We start from the raw sequence: 23,585 nt of genomic DNA on the forward strand, positions 1-23,585 counted from the left end.
AGCCGCTCAACAGTGAGCGGCTTTTTTATTTATCTTTATCGTGACTTCATCTCCAAGTATTTGTTAATCACATCAACCGACAGATTATTGGGCGTGGTTAACAATGCCTGAATGCCATATTGGCGTAGCGTTTGGACGATGAGACGCTGCTCATAGACAAACTTCTCGGCGATGACATGCTGATAGGCTTCCTCTGTTGTGCCAGACAAGCGAGACAGGATGGGCAGGACTGACTTCTTTGGCTTTCCAAGAAAGTCGGAAGCGGCAAACTGCTTCAGTTCCTCGTCCTCGAAGAACACCACAAGGAGCCGGTGACGCACAGCCAACTGACGTAGATAAGACAATTGGCGGCGCAAGGCTGCCATCGATGTGAACGATGTATAGAGGATGAGCAGCGAGCGATGGGTGACATGGCGCGAGAGACCAGCCAGGAGAGCAGAGTAGTCGGTCTCGCCAAACTCTGTATGCTCGGCATAGAGCGCCTCTTGCAGTATCTGCATCTGTCCACTCTGTCTGGAGGCCTGGACAAAGGTCTCGAACTGATTACTAAAGGTGATGAGACCAGCCTTATCTTGTTTGTTGATGGTTACATAACTCAGCACCAACGATGCATTGATGGCATAATCCAGCAGCGTCATTCCCTGAAACGTCTGCTGCATCATGCGACCTTTATCCACCACCTGATACACTTGCTGGGCTCGTTCCTCCTGATAGACATTGACCATCAACTGATGACGACGCGCCGTGGCACGCCAGTTGATGGTACGATAGTCGTCACCATGAACATAATCCTTGATCTGGTCGAAATCCGTGTTATGACCAACACGGCGGATACGCTTGATACCCATCTCGGTGAGGTTACTACTCATGGCCAGCAACTCGTACTGGCGCATCATCAGATACGACGGATAGACCTTAACGTCTTGTGGCTGACAACAGGTGAAACGACGCTGCACCAAACCAAGTATTGTGCTGACGAACACGCGCACATGGCCGAAGCCATAGACACCACGCTCCGTTGGGCGCAGCATATATGAGATAGTTGCCTCGCCCTCTTTTCTGAGGGCAGCCTTAAACAGGATGTCGCGTCGCTGGAAGACAAAAGGCACCTCGTCGATGACCTCTGTACGTACAGCGAATGGATAGGTACTCTCAAGGCGGATACTCACAGGATTCTCGTCGCCATTGGAGAAACGGGGCGACAAGGTGCGATAGGCATCGACCCCTCGCCTACTCCACAGCAATGCGATATCTGCCAACACAGCCACAAACAAGAACAACGCAAGAATGCGACCGATGAGGAACAAGGGTGGCATCACGAATCCCAGAGCAACAATCAGGATGATGGCTATGAGCAGATAATAAAACCTAAACCTTAAATACACTGCTGATCTTTTGACAACGGATTATACAGATTCTTAAATAATGTGGTGTAGCGTTATTTGGGCACCTCGACCTTTTCAATCAAACGTTTCACTGCCTTAATAGGAGTGATACCCTCCATCTCGGCCTCAGCCGTGAGGATAATACGGTGCTGCAGAATACTGGGAGCCACGAAACGCACGTCATCAGGTGTCACGAAATCGCGTCCCTGCAAAAGCGCATAGGCCTTCGAAGCCTGCAACATGGCAACTGAAGCACGAGGCGATGCACCCAGGAACACGGCCTTACTCTGACGTGTCTGTGCTACAACGGCGGCAATATAGCGAAGCAACGCAGGATCGACAAACACCTTTTCGAGCATCTGGCGCAGTTCAACCAATTGTTCCTTGGTGATGACAGGAGCAACATCTTCGAGTGCAGTGAGATGCTGGTTTGAATGATGGCGCTCCAAGATGGTTACCTCTTCATCGAGCGAGGGATAGCCCATCGTGATCTTCATCATGAAACGGTCGGTCTGAGCTTCTGGAAGTTTATAGGTTCCCTCCTGCTCCACAGGATTCTGTGTAGCCAGGATGGTATAGAACTGACCCATGGCATGAGTCTGACCATCGATGGTTACCTGGCGTTCTTCCATCACCTCGAACAGAGCTGCCTGGGTCTTAGCTGGTGCACGGTTAATCTCGTCGACCAGAACGATATCAGCAAACACGGGGCCTGCGTGGAAATCGAAGTCAGAGGTCTTCATGTTAAAGACATTAGTACCCAGCACGTCGCTCGGCATAAGGTCGGGCGTGAACTGCACACGACTGAACTTGGCGTCGATAAGTTTGGCCAGCAGACGAGCCAGCAGTGTTTTGGCCACACCAGGCACACCTTCCAACAGCACATGACCATTGGCCAGCACGGCTGTAAGTAACAGGTCAATATTCTCGTCCTGACCAACGATTACGTTAGAGATCTGCTGACGCAACATGTTGATACGCTCAGCAAAAGCAGTTAAATCGGTTCTTTGTTCTTCCATATTTATAGCGATTGTTGTATTCTGTCTAATTCCTTAATATATATTCTCAGTTCCTCGTCGCTGACGATGAAATTGCCACTGGCAGCCTCTCTTACCTGGTTCATAAAATACTGATCGTCGGCAGAGAGTGTTGCTTTCTGACTCCGAATCATCTCTTCCGTATAAGCCAGTTTCTTGGCCAACAGTCCTGGATTCCAGTGTTCCTGCCAATATAGCGAGCCAACAAGTTGGACAAATTCCAGATTGCGGTTTTGCGGTTTAGTCAAAACGGGAATGGCACGCTGACGACGGCGAGCCGTAAACACGCAGAACAGCAGGATGCCAAGTAACGCCAAATAGAATGACCACCGCAACGGTGGTTCACGCAGTAGCACATAGAATGGTGATGACTCTTCCTGGGCAGTGGCACTCATATAGGCTTCGATACGGATAACTGGATTGGCCTTCAAACGATCCATCAGTCGACCTTGCAATGCCCATCCATTGCCGTTCAGCGTCATATAGTTTGTCATGATCAGCGGTGCCGACACAAAAATCAGCTCGCCCCTGCCAATGGGGAATGATGCTGCTACTGGCTCGCTGACAGTCTCGCCCATACGCATGCCATGATAAATGATCAGATCCTGATGGCGCACGCTATCAGGAACTGAGAGGGTGCGCTCAATCATCTGTGGATAGACTGACTGACACAACTTAGTATGCTGATATGCACTATCTTTGGGTAGATTAAGTTGCCACTGCAAGTTGCCCTTGTCAAGCATCTGACCTGCCACAGCATCCAACTGAAAGTCTCGGTTCCAGTGAAAATCGATGCCCAAGGTATCGGCCCACTCGGTCAATGATGATGAGGCCAGCAAGACGGTATTTCCCTCGTCAACAATCTGAAGGATGTGATCACGGGCACCCTTTCCCAGTATCTCGTTCGTGATGATCACCAGCGACTTTGGTGAGGTGACCACACTATCCTTATAGTGTTTGGGATGTGTGAGGATACCTTTGGAATAAAGTTGGAAGAAGGTTTGGCGACTCACCGTATAGCCGTTTGGCATTGAGGCTTTCATCACACTGTCGAACACTAGGCAACCAAAAGGCTGAGCGTCGGAATGACTAAAAGTGGGTTGCCAAATGAAACGGCGGGGCATGCGATACTCGATGACAAGAACCGCTACCAGCATTAACAAGATGCCAATGATAAACTTGCCGCGACTCTTCATACGCCGACACCTCCTCTCATAATCTCACTCTGAAGCATCGTCACCTGATTATACACCTCGGATGTAGCCTCAAAGTTGCCATAACGCACGTTGATGAAATGGCGCGACAATTTAGTAAAGGCAGGCATATTCATTTGGCGCACATACTGTGAAGGTGTTTTAGATGCCTGCCATTCAATCTTTCCTTCGTCCTCTAAATACTTGAGGGTCTGCAAATAGACCAGTCGCACAACCTGCCGATAGTCATGGGCATCCAGCGCATGACGGATGGCGGCCTCAAAGTTGACACCATAGATAGTATCCTCTTCAACATCATAATCCAGTCCATCACCCTTCTCGCTCCTCATAAACAACTTGGGACGCTTATACCACCAGAACCAGGCGACAAGAGCCAGAACAGCGACACCTAGCACGACAAGCAGATAATAGGTAAACTCCTGGTCTGTAACAGCACCCAAGGCTTCGGCAATCCATTCGTTGACTACCGACATGAGCCATTCCAGCATATTCTGACTGCCGCCCATGAGCTCACGGTCGTAGTCAAACTGCGGGTCGTGCTGGAAGGCAGACAGCTGCAGGGTATCTATCTGAAGAGAATCTAATGGCATGAATTTTGGTATTACCAGTAGTACCGGCTGCTTGTTCGATTCTACTAGATATTATCAAACTCATCAAACTTCTCGATGTTACGAGCCACGCCCACACCATCAATCTTATCACACGCATGACCATACTGGATAGTGATGCCCACCAGACTGATGATGGCCGAAACGAAATAACCCAGAGTAGAGATGATGCATGTGAGATATTGAATGAAATCGTAAAGTGACGAGTTGAAGAAGCCACCATCCTGTTTGCCAGCAATGGTCACTACCATCTTAATCATAGACAGGGCATACCAAGGCAACATGGTAAAGGTCTGGACAACACCAGTGACAAGTCCTACAACAAAGGTGATGCCGAAAACGCCAGCCCATGTGGCAAAGCCCAAACGGAAAGCCTTGAAATAAGCGCCGAACACGCCCAGGTCATCCTCCAGCATATAAGCGGGTGTGGCCAACATCATAGGCAGCACAATGACAATCAACAATGCATAAAGCAGCACAACACTCACCAGACCAAGTATTCTGTTGATAGAAGAGATGCCCATGAACACCAATACGAAGACAGCACCAATGACCACCACAAGCAGGATACCCACCAGCATCATGATAAGGCTGCGCTTCATGCAAAACAAGAAATGCGGTTTGATCTCAGCAAACGACAGATTCTTGAGTCGGTCGTCACGCAAGACATACAATCGTATCAGGGCATAGATTAATGCCACGAGTACGATATAAGCAAAAACAGCTACGATCAACGTGCCAAGTGTTGAGAGGCCGAACTTCAGCAGACGGTCGTCAGAAAAAGAACCACCATTCTGAATCATTGCAATCACACTCATATAGCCGTTCCAGAAGTGATTAGCAAAGAAGGCCATCACCATACTGATGGGCAGCATGATGTAGATGAAATACTTAGTCATCGGTTTCCAGTTCTCACGCAGGAATCCGAAAGTGTCTGACAGTTTCTCTGTAAACTTACGAGTACGATAAAGCTCAATCTTTGGAAGAATCTGTTGCATGATTGTGATTTCTTAAATATGGTAAAACAATATAATAATAGACAATAAAGAGGGCCGATGCCGAGATGATGGTCAATCGGAAAACATTGGAGTATTCTGTATGGCGCGTCAAGAAACTCTCGATAAAGCCTGCCACACAGAACAGGGGCACCGTGCCTACGACTATTTTAAGTCCCTTCATAGCTCCACGGCGGAATGAATAGAGACGACCGTAAGTGCCTGGAAACAGCCAACCATTGCCCATGGCTATGCCTGCAGCACCTGCTATGACGAGAGCCGACAACTCAATGGTGCCATGCAGCATGATGGCCAAAGCACTCTCGCCCAAAAGATTGTGCTGTGCGAAGAACGTCTGGAAGCAACCAAACATGATGCCATTCTTGAGCAGCACAAATCCTGAGAAGAAACTGGTGAGCAGTCCTGAGGCGAAAGCCAGAAACGATACTCTGATATTATTCGTGGTAATGGCAAAGAACATATAGCCCTCGGAATCATTGTCATATACGGCCATCGGCGTGCCCTTCTCAATGTTCTGTAGCGTCATATCCACATAGGCATCGCCAAGGATAAGACGGGAGAAATCTGGATCGAGCCACTGAGAGACAGCACCTATAAGGCTGGCTACGACAAAGATGATGAACGAAATAAGCAGTTCTTTGCGAGCATCCCAAATAATCTGTGACATCTCTTGAGTCCAGAAGGTGACTATGCGCGACCATCGCTCACGCTTGTTACGATATATCCGATTGTGGATGGCCGATGCCAGATTATTCAGATAGAGCGTTATGCGCGACTTGGGATAGTGGGTTTGCGAGAAAGCAAGGTCTGATGTGATGTCAATATAAGCATCAGCCAATTCATCGGGGGTAGAGATAGAACTCTCTACCGTTGACTCATAACCACGCCATTTGTCAAGGTTATGCCTGATAAATGTGACTTCTTTCATCGCAAGAAATAATTTTGCGACAAAATTAGTAAATAATTGCGATTTAACCGCATGTTTTGTTAATTATTTCGTATCTTTGTCGCAAAAATCGTAACAATATGGCAGAATCAGGCATCATAACAGGACAATATGTTCGTATTCAACCTACAGTGGCCAGTGTAGGCGACCGCATTTTTGCACAACTTATTGATTGGCTGGTCATCATTGCCTACATGGTACTTCTCCTATGGATTGATGCGACATTGAAGACGAGTGATTCCGTGATCATGTATGTATTGCTCATTCTGCCACCGATGTTCTACACCCTACTCTGCGAAATCTTTAATCAAGGACGTTCCCTTGGCAAGATGGTTATGAAGATGCGCGTCATAAAACAAGATGGCACGTCGCCCAGTCTGGGTTCCTACCTGATGCGCTGGATGTTGTATCTGATTGACGGTCCCTTAACCAGTTTTGCCGGACTGGTTATCATGATCCTGACACGAGACAATCAACGGTTAGGTGATCTGGCAGCAGGCACCGTGGTTATAAAGCAACAAAAATACAAGAAAATACAAATCAGCCTTGACGAATATGACTATCTAGCCAAGAATTATACGCCAAGATATCCCCAGGCCGCTGATTTAGCATTGGAACAGATAGACATAATCACACGCGCCATTAACACTCGCAGTGACGACTTCGCACAGCGTCTTAACCTGTTAGCTAAGAAAGTGCAGCAGAAATTGAATATTGAGAAAAAAGAAGCGAACGACCTCGCCTTCTTACAGCGGATCGTTCGCGATTATCAATATTATGCTTTAGAAGAGATTTAGAGAGTCAATTCACATCCCAGACCCAGCACGTAGTTGGTACGAGTGAACGAGTCACTGACACCTGTCGTAGGATAGTCCTTACGGTCGTAGTCACCATAGTTCGTCTGGAAATAGCCTCCCTTGACAATTACATTGTCGCTCACCTTGAAATTAGCTCCAAATCCCAAGCTATAGCTATTAACCACAAACGACATATCGTTCATATACTGGTCGGTAAGTCCGTAGCGAGTGATCTGTCCACCCAGTGAGATTGTCACGCGATCGTTAATATCCCACTCTGCACCCAATAAGAACTCGTTAGAGTCGTGGTCCAGCAGATTCTGACTATTGTTATACCAGTTAGCACTCTTGTCGAAATAATGATGCCAACCAGCATTCAGACGAACAACATCAACGGGACTCCACTGGGCACCCAAAGCCAACTGAGCTGGCTGGTCCTCATTAACCTCCTCACCATCACGGAACTTATTCACGGCAGCAATCTCGCTGGCCTGGTTCACCGTCGACTCGTTCTTCATGTGAATCTCGGTCTTGAACTCATACTTGGCAGCAAAGTTAAATTGGCCAATCTTATAGTCAATACCCACAACAGGTGCAATACCAACACTTGACTGGTTACACAGTAGATTCACACCCTCAGAGTACTTTTGCAAAGCATTCAGACTACCTTTCGTACCCTCTAACTGTGCCTTCTTGGCAACCAATTCGGCATATTGAGGAAGTTCGGTGGCACCAGCAGCCTCATATTGAGCCATACCAGCATTAACCTGATCCAGTCCTGCATCAACTGTCGTTGCAGCGCTTTCCAGGAAGCTGCCGAAGTTCACGTACTGGTCATTGGCCAGTCTAACCATGATATTGCTAATCTTTGCCTTATAGGTCGCAGAACCATAAAGCAAACGCATACCACCATAAACAGCCAAATGCTCGTTCACTTTATAAGCCGTACCTACCTGGAAACCGAAATAATACTGACGTCCTTGCATATAGCCGTCCATATCATAACCTGTAGCGCCCAGAGGCTTCAGCTGATTGGCAATAGAACCTACCGTATTCTCGAAAGAACCCAAACCATCAGCGTATTCGCATGAACCGCCACCACCAGGCACAGACAAGTTAAACTGCAAACTCCAGTTGTTCTTATTCCACGCAGCCTGAAGTGAAGGGATGAAAGGTGCATCAGCGACGCCCTCGAAAATCTTGGTGTCTGAACCATTATTCTTCTTACCCAGTGCCAGATAGGGATTGGTAGAAGTAATGGTACGTGTTTGGTGTGCATACTGCCAGTTGAAACCAAGATGGAAGCCTTCGGGCATGAAAGCTACACCGGCAGGGTTACTGTAGACACCATCGAGACCAATAGCCGCATCGCGAGCAGGGTTGCGAAGGAAGTCAATACTCTGGTTCGTGTTGGTTAAGATGCCACCAGCCTGAGCTGTTGTGGCGGCTGTTGCCAGCATGATGCCGGCCAGAATTGCTTTTGTTTTCATATCCTGTTTTTAACAATACTTTGAAAAATCGGCTGCAAAGGTACACTCGTTATCGCACACAAAAGAAAAGAATGTGCATAATTTAAGCTTCGTTAACTTAACGGATATTAATTATTGCACACAGTTACCATATTTGTGCAAAGAACGGTTGCACAAAAGAGGGCAATTGTGTGCAAATCGAATTAATTCACAACGCAAATCACATTATTTGGCGTTGGAAGTTTCATTCATTTCAGGATAACTGATACGTGTATGGTAAATGGTCTTGAGCTTTTCAATGAGCACAGTCTTGGCATACTGTATATCACGATAAGTAATGGGACAATCACGGAAATAGCCATCGTCATTCATGCCATCTATAAGTTTATTCACCAGCTGGCGAATACTCTGCTCAGTGTAGTCTGGCAGGGAACGGGAAGCCGCCTCGACACCATCGGCCATCATCAAAATAGCCTGTTCCTTCGTGAAAGGATTGGGACCAGGATAGGTGAACAACAATTCGTCGACAGGTTGATCGGGATACTCATTCTTATACTTGATATAAAAATATTTGGCTTTACCCAAACCATGATGTGTTGCAATCAGGTCACGAATCTGAACGGGGAGATTATACTTATCTGCCAGTTTCAGGCCTTCGGTTACGTGACTCACAATCATTTGTGCGCTCTCGATATACGTAAGAGTGTCGTGAGGGCTGATTCCTCCTGACTGATTCTCTGTGAAATAGATAGGATTCTGCATCTTACCTATATCGTGATATAGAGCACCTGTGCGCACTAATTGAGGATTGCCGCCTATCTTGCGTGCAATCTCCGCAGCCAAATTGCCCACTTGAATGCTATGCTGGAAGGTGCCTGGTGCCACCTCGCTCATACGCCTCAGCAAGTCCTTATTCATGTCACTAAGTTCGATGAGGGTAATATCCGAAATAAAGCCAAAGAATTTCTCGAAGAGATAGAGCAACGGGTAACTACAGAAAATGACGATACCACAAATGGCCAGATAAACATACTCATTGTCGTCAATCTGAGAGAAATCATTGTGACGAATCATGAAAATGGCCAAGTTTGTTACCATGGCTGTCGCCGAGGTGAGTATGGCCGTCCAAAACAGTTGCGAACGACTGGACAATTCACGCAGCGAGAACACTGCCGTTAGTCCGGCAATCATCTCGACCGTGATAAACTCCAGCGGTTTCTGCAAGATACTGGCACAGATTAGCACAACCGTCAGATGCGTCATGACAGCCGTTCGAGAATCCATAAAGACCCTCACAAAAATCGGAACAATGGCAAAAGGCAATATATAGACATGCAGCAGGCTATGACTAACCAGTAGCGACGCCATCAGCGTGGCAATAATGAGAAGGGTGAAAAGCATTCCCACATAGCGCATCTGATCAAAGAAATCCTTGCGATAGATAGACAAGTAAATCATGAACAGCGTGATGATCATGAGAACGAAAAGAGCTTCACCTATCAGCATGAAATTAAATGCAGAATCGGTTTCTGAACGACGGTCCATCTCCTTCTCATAGGATAAGAGTATCTGATAAGTCTGCTCCGTTACCACCTCACCCTGGCTAACAATCTTCTGCCCACTCTGAACCACGCCAACAGCCAAAGGAATACTATTCAACAAATCCAGACGAGCCGATTCGCTACGGTCCTCATCGTATGTCAGATTGGGTTCCAAGAAATTATTCAGGTCTATCTCTTTCAGTACTTCACGATAGACCACTAGTTCTGGAGCATGCTGTATATACTCGTAAGCCTGACGGGGAGTAAAAACCTGAATGGCAGAAACTTGTGTGACATCCTTGTCGTCAATGCGTCGTATCATCTGAGCAGAATCGGCAATCTGCGTAAGAGGTTCTTTGGTATCAACGATACCCATGCTATAGACCTTGCTCAGGCAACTGGTCATCACCCGCTGGAAATGATAACCAAAGCCATGAAAATGCTTTTGCAAATGCTCGGCAAACAGTTTTTCCTGGCGAACGGCCACATCCTCATGGTAAATATAGTAAGGGGCAAAATCACGCAACACTTCTGCGCGCTCAGCTTGCACCAGAGAATCGGTCTTATAAACAGGAAAATCAAACTGAGCATTCAGGTCATTGTAAAGCCACACTTTGTTGACATCCATTTTAAAGTTTGGCTTATTGTCACGCGGCATGAACCACACGATGATGGCCACGGTACCTAAAACCAATGCTACGCGGGCCACCATAGAGCGCCATGTTATATCGTTCTTCAAATCGATTTTTCCCATTGCATATATATAATTTGGTGCAAAGATACGAAATAATCGACAATTGACCACTGTTTATTGAGAAATATTTCGTACCTTTGCACGCAAAATATCGAAAAACGAATCATGACAGAAAGAAAAGTTAGGGTGCGCTTTGCACCCAGCCCCACAGGGCCCCTTCATATCGGTGGTGTTCGTACCGCCTTGTATAACTATTTATTTGCTCGCCAACATGGTGGTGAACTGGTGTTCCGTATTGAGGATACCGACACGAACCGCTTTGTACCACAAGCCGAAGCCTACATCATTGAGGCTTTCAATTGGTTGGGCATCAAATTCGACGAGGGTGTGAGTTTCGGTGGAAACTACGGTCCTTACCGTCAGAGCGAGCGCCGCGACATCTACAAGAAATACGTGCAGCAGTTGCTAGACAACGGCAAAGCATATATTGCATTCGACACCCCCGAGGAGTTGGATGCCAAGCGCAAGGAGATTGAGAATTTCCAGTATGACAACAAGACACGTCAGACGATGCGTAACTCTCTGACGATGAGTAAAGAAGACGTTGACAAGCTGATTGCCGAAGGTCACCAATATGTGGTACGTATCAAGATTGACGCCGGCGAAGAGGTATTGGTGGACGATATGATCCGTGGAGAGGTTCGCGTTAAGAGCGACATTCTCGACGACAAGGTACTATACAAGAGTGCCGACGAATTACCCACCTATCACTTGGCCAATATCGTCGACGACCATTTGATGGAAATCACCCACGTGATTCGTGGTGAAGAGTGGCTGCCTTCTGCCCCACTCCATGTGCTTCTCTATAAAGCTTTTGGTTGGGAGGACACCATGCCCCGTTTTGCCCACCTGCCCCTGTTGCTAAAGCCAGACGGCAAGGGCAAGTTGTCAAAGCGCGACGGCGACCGTCTGGGATTCCCAGTATTCCCACTTGACTGGAAAGACGAGCAAGGCAACGTCACCTCAACAGGCTATCGTGAGCAGGGCTACTTCCCCGAAGCCGTCATCAACTTCCTGGCACTGCTGGGATGGAACCCCGGCACAGAGCAGGAGCTCTTCCTGCTGGACGAGCTAGTGCCCCTCTTCGACATTTCAAAGTGTTCAAAGGCAGGTGCTAAGTTCGCCTACGAGAAGGGCATCTGGTTCAACCACGAGTATATCTTGAAGAAGAGTGCCGAGGAGATTGCTCATCTATGGGAGCCTGAGGTACGCTCTCACGGTGTGAAGGACTCGTTCGACCGCATCGTCAAGGTGTGCGAGATGATGAAAGACCGTGTATCGTTTGTTAAGGAGATGTGGCCTCTTTGCTCTTTCTTCTTCGAGGCACCCACCGCTTATGACGAAAAAACTGCCAAGAAGCGCTGGAAGGAAGACTCTGCACAAACGCTGACCGCGCTGTGCGAGATACTCGAGGGTATCGACGATTTCTCACTGGAAAACCAGGAGAAAATTGTGCACGAATGGATTGAGAAGAATGAGTTAAAACTGGGCAATGTCATGAACGCATGGCGCCTGTGCTTGGTTGGTGAAGGAAAAGGTCCCGGCATGTTCGATATCTCTGCATTCCTGGGCAAGGAAGAAACAATTCGTAGAACAAGAAAAGCCATTGAAGTATTGGGCTAATGTATCAATTATTCATCTATCTTTACCTACTTGGAGTAGCTGTTTACAGCCTCTTCAATGAAAAGGTACGAAAAATGTGGCGCGGAGAGCGTGATGCCTTCCGTGTGCTACGCGAAAAGGTGGACCCTAACGCCCGATACGTTTGGTTCCACGCAGCCTCACTCGGTGAGTTTGAGCAGGGGCGCCCATTAATGGAGCAATTGAAACGTGAGCATCCTGAGATAAAGATCCTGCTCACATTCTTCTCCCCATCAGGCTATGAGGTTCGCAAGAACTATGAAGGCGCAGACATTATTTGCTACCTGCCACTTGACACCATTGGCAACGCACGCCGATTCCTGCGCATCATCCGCCCAGAGATGGCCTTTTTTATCAAGTATGAGTTCTGGTACAACTACCTGCACATACTGAAACATCGTCATGTGCCCGTATACAGTGTCAGCAGCATTTTCCGTGAGGGACAGGTGTTCTTCCGCTGGTATGGACGTCAATATGGCATGGTTTTGAAATGCTTCACACATTTCTATGTACAGAACGAGGTTAGCAAGCAACTTTTAGCAAGAATCGGTCTGTACAACGTGACCGTGACAGGCGACACACGCTTCGACCGCGTACTACAGATTAAGGAGCAAGCCAAACAGCTATCCATCATCGAACAGTTTGCTGAAGGACACAAGGTATTCATTGCAGGTAGCAGTTGGCAGCCTGATGAGGAAATATTTATCAAGTATTTCAATGAACACCGTGACTGGCGATTGGTCATTGCGCCACACGTAATAGGTGAAGATCATCTGCAACAGATAGAGAAGATGCTGGAAGGCCGCAAGGTGACACGTTACACCAACGGAGAAAACGAGAATGTTAAGGACTCGGAGGTTCTCATCGTTAACTGCTTCGGATTACTTAGCAGCATCTATCGTTATGCCGACGTAACCTATGTTGGTGGAGGATTCGGTGTTGGCATCCACAACACTCTGGAAGCAGCTGTTTGGGACGTCCCTGTTATCTTCGGCCCCAACAACGATAAGTTCCAAGAGGCACAAGGACTAAAAGCTTGCAAGGGAGGTTTCGAAATCTCATCGTATGAAGATTTCACCACACTGATGAATCGTTTCGATAACGATGAAAAAGAATTGCAGGAAGCAGGACAGCAGGCTGGTGCTTACGTAGAGCAATTGGCTGGTGCAACAAAACAGATTCTGGCAGACGTCAAACTATAACAGGATGAGAGCCATGTGGATGATGATTTTCATGATACTGCCCTTTCTGGCAATTGCCTATGTAGGATGGCATGTATGGACATTGGTTCCTCTGCCACGCCTATTCAGGGCTATCCTCATCATCACGGGTATACTCTCTTTTCTGCTCATATTCCTGAACTTCAACCGCACCATCGACCGCATGCCATTGTGGCTGGCGCGACTGTCTTACGATATCAGCAATAGTAGTCTGTTTATCCTCCTTTATCTAGTCATCACATTCTTAGTGCTTGATTTAGGGCGTCTGGTCAGACTCATACCAAAAGGATGGGTTTGTCAGAATGTTTATACTACCATCATCATCACTTTAGCACTGTTTGTGGTATTCCTAGCAGGGAACATACATTATCGACACAAGAAACGCGTGGAACTGCAGCTCACTACAGAGAAGGAGTTGAAAAAGCCACTGCGTCTGGTGATGTTAAGCGATTTGCACTTAGGCTACCACAATACAAGAGCAGAACTGCATCGCTGGGTTGACATGATAAACAGTGAGAAGCCTGACTATGTACTCATCGCAGGCGACATCATTGATATGAGCATGCGACCACTCATCGAAGAGAACATGGCAGAGGAGTTTCAGCGTATTGAAGCACCTGTTTACGCCTGCCTAGGTAACCATGAGTATTACTCTGGCGAGCCACAGGCTCAGAAGTTCTATCAGGATGCAGGTATTCATCTGTTGCGCGACACTTGCGAGGTTGTAGGTGACTTATGTATCATTGGTCGCGACGATCGCACCAATCCACATCGTCAATCTGCAAAAAAAACCTTCAACGAGGCAGACCACACGAAATACACCATTGTGATGGATCATCAGCCCTATAACCTGAATCAAGCAGAAGAGGCTGGCATTGACTTCCAACTGAGCGGACACACCCATCGCGGTCAGGTATGGCCTATCTCATGGATTACCGACCGCATCTATGAATGCTCACATGGTGAACTACGACGCGGCAACACGCATTACTATGTTTCATCGGGCATAGGTATCTGGGGCGGTAAGTTCCGCATCGGCACCCAATCAGAATATATTGTTACACAACTAACAACTAAATAAGACATGAAGAAAATTGCAATGATTTGCGCTGCTTTTGCAGTCGTTGTACTGCTGACTAGCGCCAACAAGAAGGACAACATCATGGTGAAAGAGAACGGAGCCTATGTTGTCAACACGACCGAACTCGGTAAGAACGTGAAAGGCTATATTGACGCCACTCCTCTGAAGGTTTATATTCGTAAGAACAAGATTGAAAAGATTGAGTTCCTGCCTAACCAGGAAACGCCCAAATACTGGAATGCTGCAAAGAAACACCTGCAGAACAAATGGGACGGCATGAAGGTGTCGGAAGCCAAGACCGCTGAGGTGGACGGCCGTACAGGAGCTACATTCTCGAGCGATGCCATCAAAAAGAATGTAAAACTGGCTGTAGAATACTACGAAAAGAACAAATAAAAAGAAATCGCCGCGGCAACAGTGCCACGGCGATTTCTTTTATGATGTATTCAGTTATTTCTGAGCACTACGTCCTAAGGCCAATGCTTTAATATTAGCCTCAACAATAGCCTCGCCTTTACGACCAAAGACGCGACGGATAGCGTCCTCCAACTTATTATACTCAATACCCAATGCCTTTTGCGCCGCACCCAGCAAAATGACATTTGCCGAACGAGGTACGCCATGATCCTTGGCCATCTGCTCAATATCTATCTTAATGACATGAGGGAGTTTGTCCAGGTCACCATTGATAACATCCATATCAGGATAGTTCGGTATATTTTTAAAAGGCGCACTACTAGTGATAATCCATCCATCCTTCGATAAGAATGGCAGATAGCGTAGGGCTTCCATCGGTTCCATAGAGATAACCACGTCTGCCCCGCCCTTAGCAATCAAGTCACTGGCAATGGGTGCCGACGATATACGCAGATTCGACTGCACATCGCCGCCACGCTGACTCATACCATGAACCTCGGCCTGTTTAATATAAAGATTCTCGTTCATGGCAGCCTCGCCTATAATCGTTGCGATAGAAAGGATACCTTGTCCTCCTACACCACACAAAATGATATCTGTTTTCATTTCTTTTCCTCCTGTGCTTTTTTCTGTTTCAAATGTCTCTGTAGCGTTTGCATGCACTCACGGCGCGGAATGATAACACTTGTGCCATGATAGTTAATCTCATCACGAATAATCTGCGTAATCTCAGGCATATTCTTTGGCAGGGGAACAACCACCTTCAGATGCTCATCGCTCAAGCCAAGTCCACGACAGATGGCCTCAAACTTATTCGTGCCAGCAGAGTCCTGACCACCCGTCATACCAGTAGTCAGATTATCACTGATGATAACAGTAATATCAGCATTCTCATTGATAGCATCCAGCAGACCTGTCATGCCACTATGCGTAAACGTTGAGTCGCCGATAACAGCCACGGCAGGCCATTGACCAGCATCGGCAGCGCCCTTTGCCATCGTAATCGACGCACCCATATCCACACATGAATGGATAGCACGGAACGGAGGCAAGAAGCCCAGCGTATAACAACCAATATCGCCAAAGACACGAGGATTATCAAATTCCTTCAGCACTTCGTTCAATGCAGTATAGACATCGCGGTGACCACAACCCTGACAGAGTGCAGGTGGACGAGGTACCACATCGGCACATGGATTGAAACACTCCCCAATCTCCATGCCCAATGCCTTCTTCACGATATCTGGGTTCAACTCTCCCGTACGTGGCAACGTACCATCAAGCTTGCCCTTGATATCCTTACTATCACCTACGCCACGGACCATATCCTCAATAAATGGCTGTCCTTCCTCTACTATAAGCACCTGCTTACACTCGCTCATCAATCGGCGAACAAGTTTCTTTGGCAACGGATACTGCGAAATCTTCAATATAGGATAAGGACTACCGTTAGGGAAGCATTCATTCACATAGTTAAAACCAATACCACTGGCAATGATTCCCAGTGAAAGGTCATGACCTTCCATATATATATTATAAGGTGAATTAGCAGCATCTTCCTCAAGAGAAGCTTGTTGGGCTGTCACCACATCATTGCGCTTACGTGCATTAGCTGGGAGCAACACCCAGTTAGCAGCCACCGCATTGTAGATCAACTCGTTTTGCTGACGCGGCTCGTCAACACACTCAACAACAGCACGACTGTGTGCCATGCGAGTGGTCACACGCATCAACACAGGCAGACATTGCTTCTCGCTGTATTCAAAAGCTGTAGCCATCATATCGTAGGCTTCCTGTTGAGTGGATGGCTCAAAGATAGGCACCATCGCAAACTTACCATAGAAACGGGAGTCCTGCTCGTCCTGCGAAGAATGCATGGATGGGTCATCGGCCACCAGCACCACAACACCACCGTTAACACCTGTCATACCACTGTTAACAAACGGATCGGCGCAGACATTCATACCCACGTGCTTCATGCAGACCAAAGCACGCTTACCCATAAACGACATGCCCAAGGCAGCCTCCATGGCTGTTTTCTCGTTGGTAGACCAGCGACTATGAACGCCGCGTTCCTTTGCCAGAGCATTACCCTGGATAAACTCCGTGATTTCGGTCGATGGTGTACCTGGATAAGCATACACGCCCGAAAGACCGGCATGAAGCGCACCCAGTGCAATAGCCTCATCACCAAGTAGAAGTTGTCTTTTCATTCTTTTTATAGCTTTAATGTTTATTGGTTTCTTTGTAAGGTATATGCCCGTTATTCTTTCATATATTCCTTGGCATATTCCACATAGTGGATGGCATTATCCGTCTGTCCCGGACGTGTAGGCTTAATATATTTCGCCGGCACGCCACCCCATATCTCGTGAGGCGGAATCTTCGTATTCTGAAGCACCAGAGCACCAGCAGCCACAATAGCACCCTCGCCAATCTCGCAACCATCAAGGAGCGTTGAGCCCATTCCTATAAGAGCGCCATCATGGATTGTACAAGCATGTACAGTAACATTATGACCAATGGTCACGTAGTTACCAATATGGGTCGGGCCCGTCTCATGCGTCACGTGAACACAGGAACCATCCTGTACATTAGTACAATTGCCAATAGTAATAGGAGCCACATCACCCCTCACCACTGCGTTGAACCACACAGAGCACTGGTCACCCATCGTCACATCACCAACGATAGTGGCGTTCTCACTGAAATAACAGTCTTTCCCCCATTTCGGCGTTAGACCTTTATAAGACTTTATCAATGCCATAGTGGGCACAAAGGTAAACAATTTAAGTGAGAAAAGCAACAAAAAGCGTTCATTTTCATCTGTATCCTTGGCATTCTCATATTTTATGTATATCTTTGTAATTGCAAACCAAAACAATTATGAAGAAGATTCTAACTACTATTTTTGCACTGATGGCAACAGTCATTGCAGTGCAAGCAGAAGAGGTGCCCTTGGTGGGCAACGTGTATGCACGCCAAACCACACTGCTCAACGGCGATTGGAACTACATCGTTGATGTGCAAGAGGAAGGTTACTATGACTATCGTATGAACGTCAGTCGCTGGGGATTCTTCCAGAATGCCAAGCCTCAGCGTCCGGAGGACCTGATTGAGTACGACTTTGACAAGGCCGCAAAGATGCGTATTCCTGGCGATTGGAACACGCAAGACGAGAAGTTGTTCTTCTACGAGGGAACAGTGTGGTTCAAGAAGTCATTCAACTATCACAAGCAGGAAGGCCGTCGCACATTACTCTACTTTGGAGCCGTAAACTATGACTCGCACGTCTACGTAAACACCAAGCATGTGGCCCATCACATCGGTGGTTTCACACCATTCAACATGGATGTAACCAACGAGTTGAAGGAAGGCGAGAACGTGGTTATCGTGAAGGTAGACAACAAACGCCATCGTGACAACGTGCCCACACAGATTTTCGACTGGTGGAACTACGGCGGCATCACCCGCGACGTGATGCTCGTCGACGTAACCCCCACCTATATTGAGAACTACAAGTGGGAGCTCTGCAAAACACAATCCAAGAACAAGAAGCAGACCATCTCGCTGGAAGGAAACCTGAACAAGGCGGAGGCAGGAAAGCAGGTTGTTATCAGTATCCCCGAGTTGAAATTAAAGCAGACTGCGACCACCGATGCCGAAGGCCGTTTCAGTACCACATTCACTGTTCAGAAGTCTAAGCTTACCCTGTGGTGTCCCAACAATCCAAAGCTATACAACACAGAGATGACCATCGGAGGTGAGACACTGAAGGACCAAGTAGGATTCCGCACCATTGAAACACGCGGCAAGCAGATTTTGCTGAACGGCAAGCCCATCTTCCTCCATGGCATCAGCATCCATGAGGAGAAGCCTAACGGTGGTGGACGCTGCAACTCGCTCGATGATGCCAAGACACTGCTATCAATGGCACAGGACCTAGGCTGCAATTATGTCCGTCTGGCCCACTATCCCCACAACGAGTTTATGGTACGCGAAGCCGAGCGTCGCGGTATTCTGGTATGGAGTGAGATTCCAGTTTACTGGACCATCTCATGGAAGAACGACAATACCTTCAACAATGCCAAGCGTCAGTTGACCGACATGATTCGTCGCGACCAGAACCGTGCCAACGTCATCATCTGGTCTATCGCCAACGAGACTCCCCACTCTGCCGAGCGTGACTCTTTCCTGAGCCGTCTATCACAGTATGCCCGCAGTTTGGACGACACCCGCCTTATCTCTATGGCTATGGAGGTCACTGGTGCATCAAACTACGTGAACCGTCTGCAGGACAACATGAACAAATACGTTGATGTGGTAAGTTTCAACCAGTATATCGGCTGGTATCGCGATGTGAACGACGCTCCCAAGATGAAGTGGGAGATTCCCTACGACAAACCCGTTATCATCAGCGAATTTGGTGGTGGAGCCAAGGCCGGCTATCATGGAGCTAAAAACCAGCGTTGGACAGAGGAGTTCCAGGAGAACCTCTATATTGAGAACATCGCTATGCTCGACAAGATTGAGGGTCTGGCAGGCACCACGCCCTGGATTCTGAAAGATTTCCGTTCACCACGTCGTGTGCTTGACGGTATTCAGGACTACTACAACCGTAAGGGTCTCTACTCAGACAAGGGCGAGAAGAAGAAGGCATTCTTCATCGTGAAAGACTGGTACGCCAAGAAGGAGCAGTGGAACAAACAACAGAAATAAGAATAAGAACAAAAGAAAAGGCCGCAAGTAAAACTCGCGGCCTTTTTTTTGTTCGTTGTCAATTAGAGGTTGGCATTGTCCTTACCCCAATCCTCAACAGCGGGGATGATACCCAGCGAGATAATCTCGTCGCGCATCTTCTGCAGGTGCTCGTAAGAAGCCTGCAAAGCAGCCATCTCCTCAGCAGTACCCTCGGGCTGTGTGAAGTGAACACCGTCCTTATCGATAACGGTAGGCATAGCCATCATCACGTTCTTGAAGCCATAAGCGTTAACATAGCAACCAGCAGGCCACTTGAAAGGCTCACCACCCATAGCGCCCTCGATCATCTTAACAGCCTGATAAGCGGGGCTCTGGAAAGAACTGCGACCACGCAGTTTGATGATGTTGCTACCACCCTGAGTTGTCATGTGCTTAATCTCAGCCCAACGCTCGTCAGAGAGGGGAAGCTCAGAAAGGGGCTTACCATCGATAAGAGCCTTGCTAGCGAATACAGCCATCTGCTCACCGTGACCACCGTAAGTGAAAGCGTTAGTAACCTTGTCCTGACGAACACCGAACTCCTGAGCCAGCTGCTGCTGCAGACGGGTAGAGTCGAGAGCTGCCAGAGAGGTCAGCTGGTTGGGCTTCAAACCAGAGTGGATCAGAGCGGTCAGAGCGGTAACGTCAGCAGGATTGAAGATAACCACCACGTGCTTCACATCGGGGCAGTACTTCTTGATGTTCTCACCGAAGTCAGCTGCAATCTGGCAGTTACCCTTCAGCAAATCCTCACGGGTCATACCCTCCTTACGGGGAGCGCCACCTGAAGAGATGATGTACTTAGCACCAGTGAAAGCCTCCTTGGGATCAACGGTGTAAGAGATGTTTGCGCCAGGGAATGCGCAGTGACACATCTCATCATACACGCCATGAACACCGGGCTCATAGATATCATACAAACAGATGTTGGGGGTCAGACCCAGCATCAACACACTCTGTACCATGTTAGAACCGATCATACCACCGGCACCAACAATCACCAATTTCTCGTCTGTTAAAAAAGCCATAATATTATAATGTTTTTTATATTTGAATATTGACCGCAAAGTTACAAAAAAATGCGGAAGTAGAAATAAAACTTCCGCATTTTATAACGTTAAATAATAATAACGCGTGGTCATTTGTAAACCACATCTATCAAAACGACTCCTTAGGGATACGCAGTCCTAACTGAACTATAGTAATAATTCCAATTTTCATCGATCATATAGGCGCGATAATAGAAGTAAGAGTAGTTGTTATATATAAAACCACTACGCAATATATTGAAATAGAGATTCCAAGGAGATTTCCCGTCTGTATTCGTGGGTGTCGTATTATATGAATACCTGCTACCATTATTGCTATATGTTAAATTTGACGAGGTACCATATAGCATTCCTATCTCTTTAGGAGATCCTTTAAAACCATAAATCGTTAGATCAAACATATAATAGGAATCGTTTTTTCCATACCATGAGGCATATATCTCCACGTTTGAGGGCGTAGTAAACTGCTTCCAATCACTTAAGACGTATTGTCTAGCATTGTCATAGCAATACTCGCAGTAATAATAAGTTGTATTAGGCTGCAGATTTGTTACATGCCACTTGTTATAATAAACATTATCAATATTTACAGAGATGTAACTAAAAGTATCAGGAACAAAAACCTGTTGCTCACTTACATATAGTTTCACATTTGCTTGGTAGTCGCTCCAATAGTTGCTACGGGTGGTACTCCCATTGTCTGTACCGAAATCAATATAAGCATAGGTCGCTTTGACATCGTCAGCGTCACCGGCCGTAATCTGTGTGGGAAATACATAGAGTGTATAATCACTTGCGTCGTCAACATCAGAGCAACTGGTCATTCCTATCATTATTCCTACAATAAGGAATAGGAAAAGGGCATTTATTTTTTTCATAGTTGTATTCGTTTTAGTGATTAGAAGCAATAAGAAAGGTTGAAGAATACCGCTCCAGCAGAACCGAAACGCATATGCCCACCACCAACCATGAAGTTATTTATTCGCAGAGAAAGGCCTGCCTCGCCACCAAAGGCATACTCTTCAGTATCGGGACCGGCGATAACATAACCACCATTGCGAAGTTCATAGCTAATCTCGTTGTTTGCTACTCCTACGCCAACATTCAAATAAATGGGGCACCATAACCGAAGCATACCACCCACAGTAGCAGATTGAAATACCTGATTAGCTTTACCATCTTTCAACATGTAATGATAACCAATATCCATGGGGTGATCATAAGCTGTATGTGCATTATCCTTCCGAGTTCCATTAAGGAGTATTCTTCCATAGAAGCCAAAATCCTTAATCATACCAGCATGAATACCAAATGCAGGATTACCCAGGCCTTCGTCACTAGGAAATGCGACGTCTGCACCTGCAAAGAATTGCCATGTCTCAGGTGGTGTATTCCACCAGTTCGCAGCATAGTATTTCTGTGCCTTAGCCTGTTGACTACCAAAAAGCATGCAAACAAAGCTAATTATTAAAAACATTTTCTTCATAGTTTTTTTAGTTTGGTCAGTTATGTTTTAGAATGGGAATTTCAAGCTCCAGATGTTGCAATGAACTGTTTTTTTCTGTGAACGATTGGATAGAAAATAGATAGTTTTTCCGTCCTTTGAGAATACTGGACAACAATCCATAGCCGGATGATAGGTGAGTTGTGTAAACTGCGTTCCATCAATACGAACGGCAAAGAGGTCAAGATTTTGTTTTCTTGACACACTAGATTTCGAGTTACCTTCGCAGACAATCCATTTGCCGTCTGGTGACATAGTGGGATTGGTAAATCCTCTTTCTTCATCGCTGAGAATCAGAGTCTCCTGTCCCTTGACATAGTTGACAAGCCAAATCTCGCTTTGACCTCTTGCTGTGTTTCTAACACAGAGGAACTCTTCACTACTATTGCCCACCGGCCAAGGATTATATCCTCTCGCGCACGAAATTAATGTTCCATCCTCTAGATTATATGACCAGATGGAAGCGCCACCATTTCCCTCATAACGTGTAAAGAACAGAGTCTTTCCATCAGCTGCTAAGATTGGATCATCATCGCTAGCAGCATTTGTAATTTGCTGCATAACACTGCCTGCATGCGAGTTGATAACACAGATTTTACTGTTGCTGCCATTGGTATAATCAGCAAAGTATAATTTATCATCACTTCCCCATGACACGCTGCCAACGCTTCGGAATGTACGCTGAGTAGCAGCACCAATAGAAGAAGCCTTCTTTACCATAACATTGCCTTTCTTATCACTGATATTGATATAGGTTAACTCACCGCCGTCAGGCGATATATCCATACGACGGAAAGTAGTCCAATAGAATCTCTGTTTAGAAGAACAGCCAATGATACTAGATTGAAATGAATATGGTTTTGCCGTATACAGATGTCCCAAGCACAGATTGTCGTCGGTAATTTTTCTCAAGTTAAGTCCGACTTCTTCTTGCATAGTTTCTTCAATAGGGGTACCTGCATAGCTTCCTAATGCAAATAAAAAAAAGAGTTGAAGTACGAATGTTTTTTTCATGTTGATGATTTTTACGTCCACTCCTTTGGTGGACAATAGTCGATATTTGTTTAAGTTAGTATTTTGCAAATATACAGACTATTTTTTATTTTTCCAAAAAAAACGAAAACTTTTTCAAAAAAAATGTTTATTTTTGCACAAAGCAAAGATAG

General features: G+C 46.6%; 21 protein-coding genes. 6 read left to right on the forward strand and 15 right to left on the reverse strand.

Features of this window, described 5'->3' with window-relative positions; all coding sequences use genetic code 11:
- Positions 1-35: 35 nt before the first annotated feature.
- From M1D30_RS10525 to M1D30_RS10550, 6 genes are read right to left on the reverse strand one after another with little or no spacing between them, the layout of a single operon-like run.
- Positions 36-1,385, reverse strand: a complete 1,350-nt coding sequence (locus tag M1D30_RS10525) for a DUF58 domain-containing protein (protein ID WP_248503765.1) — start codon at positions 1,383-1,385, stop codon at positions 36-38.
- 53 nt (positions 1,386-1,438) lie between these two features.
- Positions 1,439-2,404, reverse strand: a complete 966-nt coding sequence (locus M1D30_RS10530) for a MoxR family ATPase (protein WP_248503767.1) — start codon at positions 2,402-2,404, stop codon at positions 1,439-1,441.
- 2 nt (positions 2,405-2,406) lie between these two features.
- A complete protein-coding gene (locus tag M1D30_RS10535; protein WP_248503768.1) occupies positions 2,407-3,618 on the reverse strand; it encodes a DUF4350 domain-containing protein in 1,212 nt (403 codons plus the stop codon).
- On the reverse strand, positions 3,615-4,226 hold the full coding sequence (locus tag M1D30_RS10540; RefSeq protein ID WP_248503770.1) for a DUF4129 domain-containing protein: 612 nt from the start codon (positions 4,224-4,226) through the stop codon (positions 3,615-3,617). Before M1D30_RS10540 ends, M1D30_RS10535 begins: the two co-directional genes overlap by 4 nt.
- A 44-nt stretch (positions 4,227-4,270) precedes the next feature.
- On the reverse strand, positions 4,271-5,242 hold the full coding sequence (locus M1D30_RS10545; protein WP_248503772.1) for a hypothetical protein: 972 nt from the start codon (positions 5,240-5,242) through the stop codon (positions 4,271-4,273).
- Positions 5,217-6,188: a stage II sporulation protein M gene (locus tag M1D30_RS10550; protein WP_248503773.1), complete on the reverse strand. Its 972-nt coding sequence runs from the start codon at positions 6,186-6,188 to the stop codon at positions 5,217-5,219. Before M1D30_RS10550 ends, M1D30_RS10545 begins: the two co-directional genes overlap by 26 nt.
- 98 nt (positions 6,189-6,286) lie before the next feature.
- Between M1D30_RS10550 and M1D30_RS10555 the strand changes: the two genes are divergently transcribed.
- The gene (locus tag M1D30_RS10555) at positions 6,287-7,003 is read left to right on the forward strand and encodes an RDD family protein (RefSeq protein WP_248503775.1); all 717 of its coding nucleotides are present in this window, start codon (positions 6,287-6,289) and stop codon (positions 7,001-7,003) included.
- Here the strand turns inward: M1D30_RS10555 and M1D30_RS10560 are convergent.
- The gene (locus M1D30_RS10560) at positions 7,000-8,493 is read right to left on the reverse strand and encodes an OmpP1/FadL family transporter (protein WP_248503776.1); all 1,494 of its coding nucleotides are present in this window, start codon (positions 8,491-8,493) and stop codon (positions 7,000-7,002) included. The two genes, M1D30_RS10555 and M1D30_RS10560, sit on opposite strands and share 4 nt — an antisense overlap.
- A gap of 204 nt (positions 8,494-8,697) precedes the next feature.
- Entirely contained in the window at positions 8,698-10,767 is a 2,070-nt protein-coding gene (locus tag M1D30_RS10565) for an HD family phosphohydrolase (protein WP_248503778.1), read from the reverse strand.
- Between the two features lie 105 nt (positions 10,768-10,872).
- On the opposite strand from M1D30_RS10565, the gene gltX reads away from it, so the two are divergent.
- From gltX to M1D30_RS10585, 4 genes are read left to right on the forward strand one after another with little or no spacing between them, the layout of a single operon-like run.
- On the forward strand, positions 10,873-12,390 hold the full coding sequence (gene gltX, locus M1D30_RS10570; RefSeq protein ID WP_248503780.1) for a glutamate--tRNA ligase: 1,518 nt from the start codon (positions 10,873-10,875) through the stop codon (positions 12,388-12,390).
- On the forward strand, positions 12,390-13,610 hold the full coding sequence (locus M1D30_RS10575) for a 3-deoxy-D-manno-octulosonic acid transferase (protein ID WP_248503781.1): 1,221 nt from the start codon (positions 12,390-12,392) through the stop codon (positions 13,608-13,610). The genes gltX and M1D30_RS10575 overlap by 1 nt, the downstream gene beginning before the upstream one ends.
- A 13-nt stretch (positions 13,611-13,623) precedes the next feature.
- Positions 13,624-14,709 (forward strand): metallophosphoesterase, encoded by a 1,086-nt coding sequence (locus tag M1D30_RS10580; RefSeq protein ID WP_371874081.1) that lies wholly within the window; start codon positions 13,624-13,626, stop codon positions 14,707-14,709.
- 3 nt (positions 14,710-14,712) lie between these two features.
- Positions 14,713-15,105, forward strand: a complete 393-nt coding sequence (locus M1D30_RS10585) for an FMN-binding protein (RefSeq protein ID WP_248503782.1) — start codon at positions 14,713-14,715, stop codon at positions 15,103-15,105.
- A 54-nt stretch (positions 15,106-15,159) separates the two neighbouring features.
- On the opposite strand, the gene M1D30_RS10590 is transcribed toward M1D30_RS10585, so the two are convergent.
- From M1D30_RS10590 to M1D30_RS10600, 3 genes are read right to left on the reverse strand one after another with little or no spacing between them, the layout of a single operon-like run.
- Positions 15,160-15,732, reverse strand: a complete 573-nt coding sequence (locus M1D30_RS10590) for an indolepyruvate oxidoreductase subunit beta (protein ID WP_248503784.1) — start codon at positions 15,730-15,732, stop codon at positions 15,160-15,162.
- The gene (locus M1D30_RS10595) at positions 15,729-17,339 is read right to left on the reverse strand and encodes a thiamine pyrophosphate-dependent enzyme (RefSeq protein ID WP_248503789.1); all 1,611 of its coding nucleotides are present in this window, start codon (positions 17,337-17,339) and stop codon (positions 15,729-15,731) included. The genes M1D30_RS10590 and M1D30_RS10595 overlap by 4 nt, the downstream gene beginning before the upstream one ends.
- Before the next feature lie 50 nt (positions 17,340-17,389).
- Positions 17,390-17,893, reverse strand: coding sequence for a gamma carbonic anhydrase family protein (locus M1D30_RS10600; protein ID WP_248503790.1), 504 nt, complete (start codon positions 17,891-17,893; stop codon positions 17,390-17,392).
- A 119-nt stretch (positions 17,894-18,012) separates the two neighbouring features.
- Here M1D30_RS10600 and M1D30_RS10605 point away from each other — a divergent pair, with 119 nt between their 5' ends.
- Entirely contained in the window at positions 18,013-19,845 is a 1,833-nt protein-coding gene (locus M1D30_RS10605) for a glycoside hydrolase family 2 protein (RefSeq protein ID WP_248503791.1), read from the forward strand.
- A gap of 62 nt (positions 19,846-19,907) precedes the next feature.
- Here the strand turns inward: M1D30_RS10605 and M1D30_RS10610 are convergent, their stop codons facing one another.
- The 4 genes from M1D30_RS10610 to M1D30_RS10625 all read right to left on the reverse strand — a co-directional run bounded on the left by M1D30_RS10610 (position 19,908) and on the right by M1D30_RS10625 (position 23,355).
- Complete coding sequence (locus M1D30_RS10610) at positions 19,908-20,894, reverse strand: malate dehydrogenase (RefSeq protein ID WP_248503793.1); 987 nt, start codon at positions 20,892-20,894, stop codon at positions 19,908-19,910.
- 143 nt (positions 20,895-21,037) lie between these two features.
- Positions 21,038-21,793, reverse strand: coding sequence for a hypothetical protein (locus tag M1D30_RS10615; RefSeq protein WP_248503794.1), 756 nt, complete (start codon positions 21,791-21,793; stop codon positions 21,038-21,040).
- A 20-nt stretch (positions 21,794-21,813) separates the two neighbouring features.
- Positions 21,814-22,401: a hypothetical protein gene (locus M1D30_RS10620; protein ID WP_248503796.1), complete on the reverse strand. Its 588-nt coding sequence runs from the start codon at positions 22,399-22,401 to the stop codon at positions 21,814-21,816.
- Between the two features lie 27 nt (positions 22,402-22,428).
- Positions 22,429-23,355: a hypothetical protein gene (locus tag M1D30_RS10625; protein ID WP_248503798.1), complete on the reverse strand. Its 927-nt coding sequence runs from the start codon at positions 23,353-23,355 to the stop codon at positions 22,429-22,431.
- Positions 23,356-23,585: the final 230 nt, after the last annotated feature.

Source organism: Prevotella sp. E15-22, from assembly GCF_023204875.1.
Taxonomy (GTDB): domain Bacteria; phylum Bacteroidota; class Bacteroidia; order Bacteroidales; family Bacteroidaceae; genus Prevotella.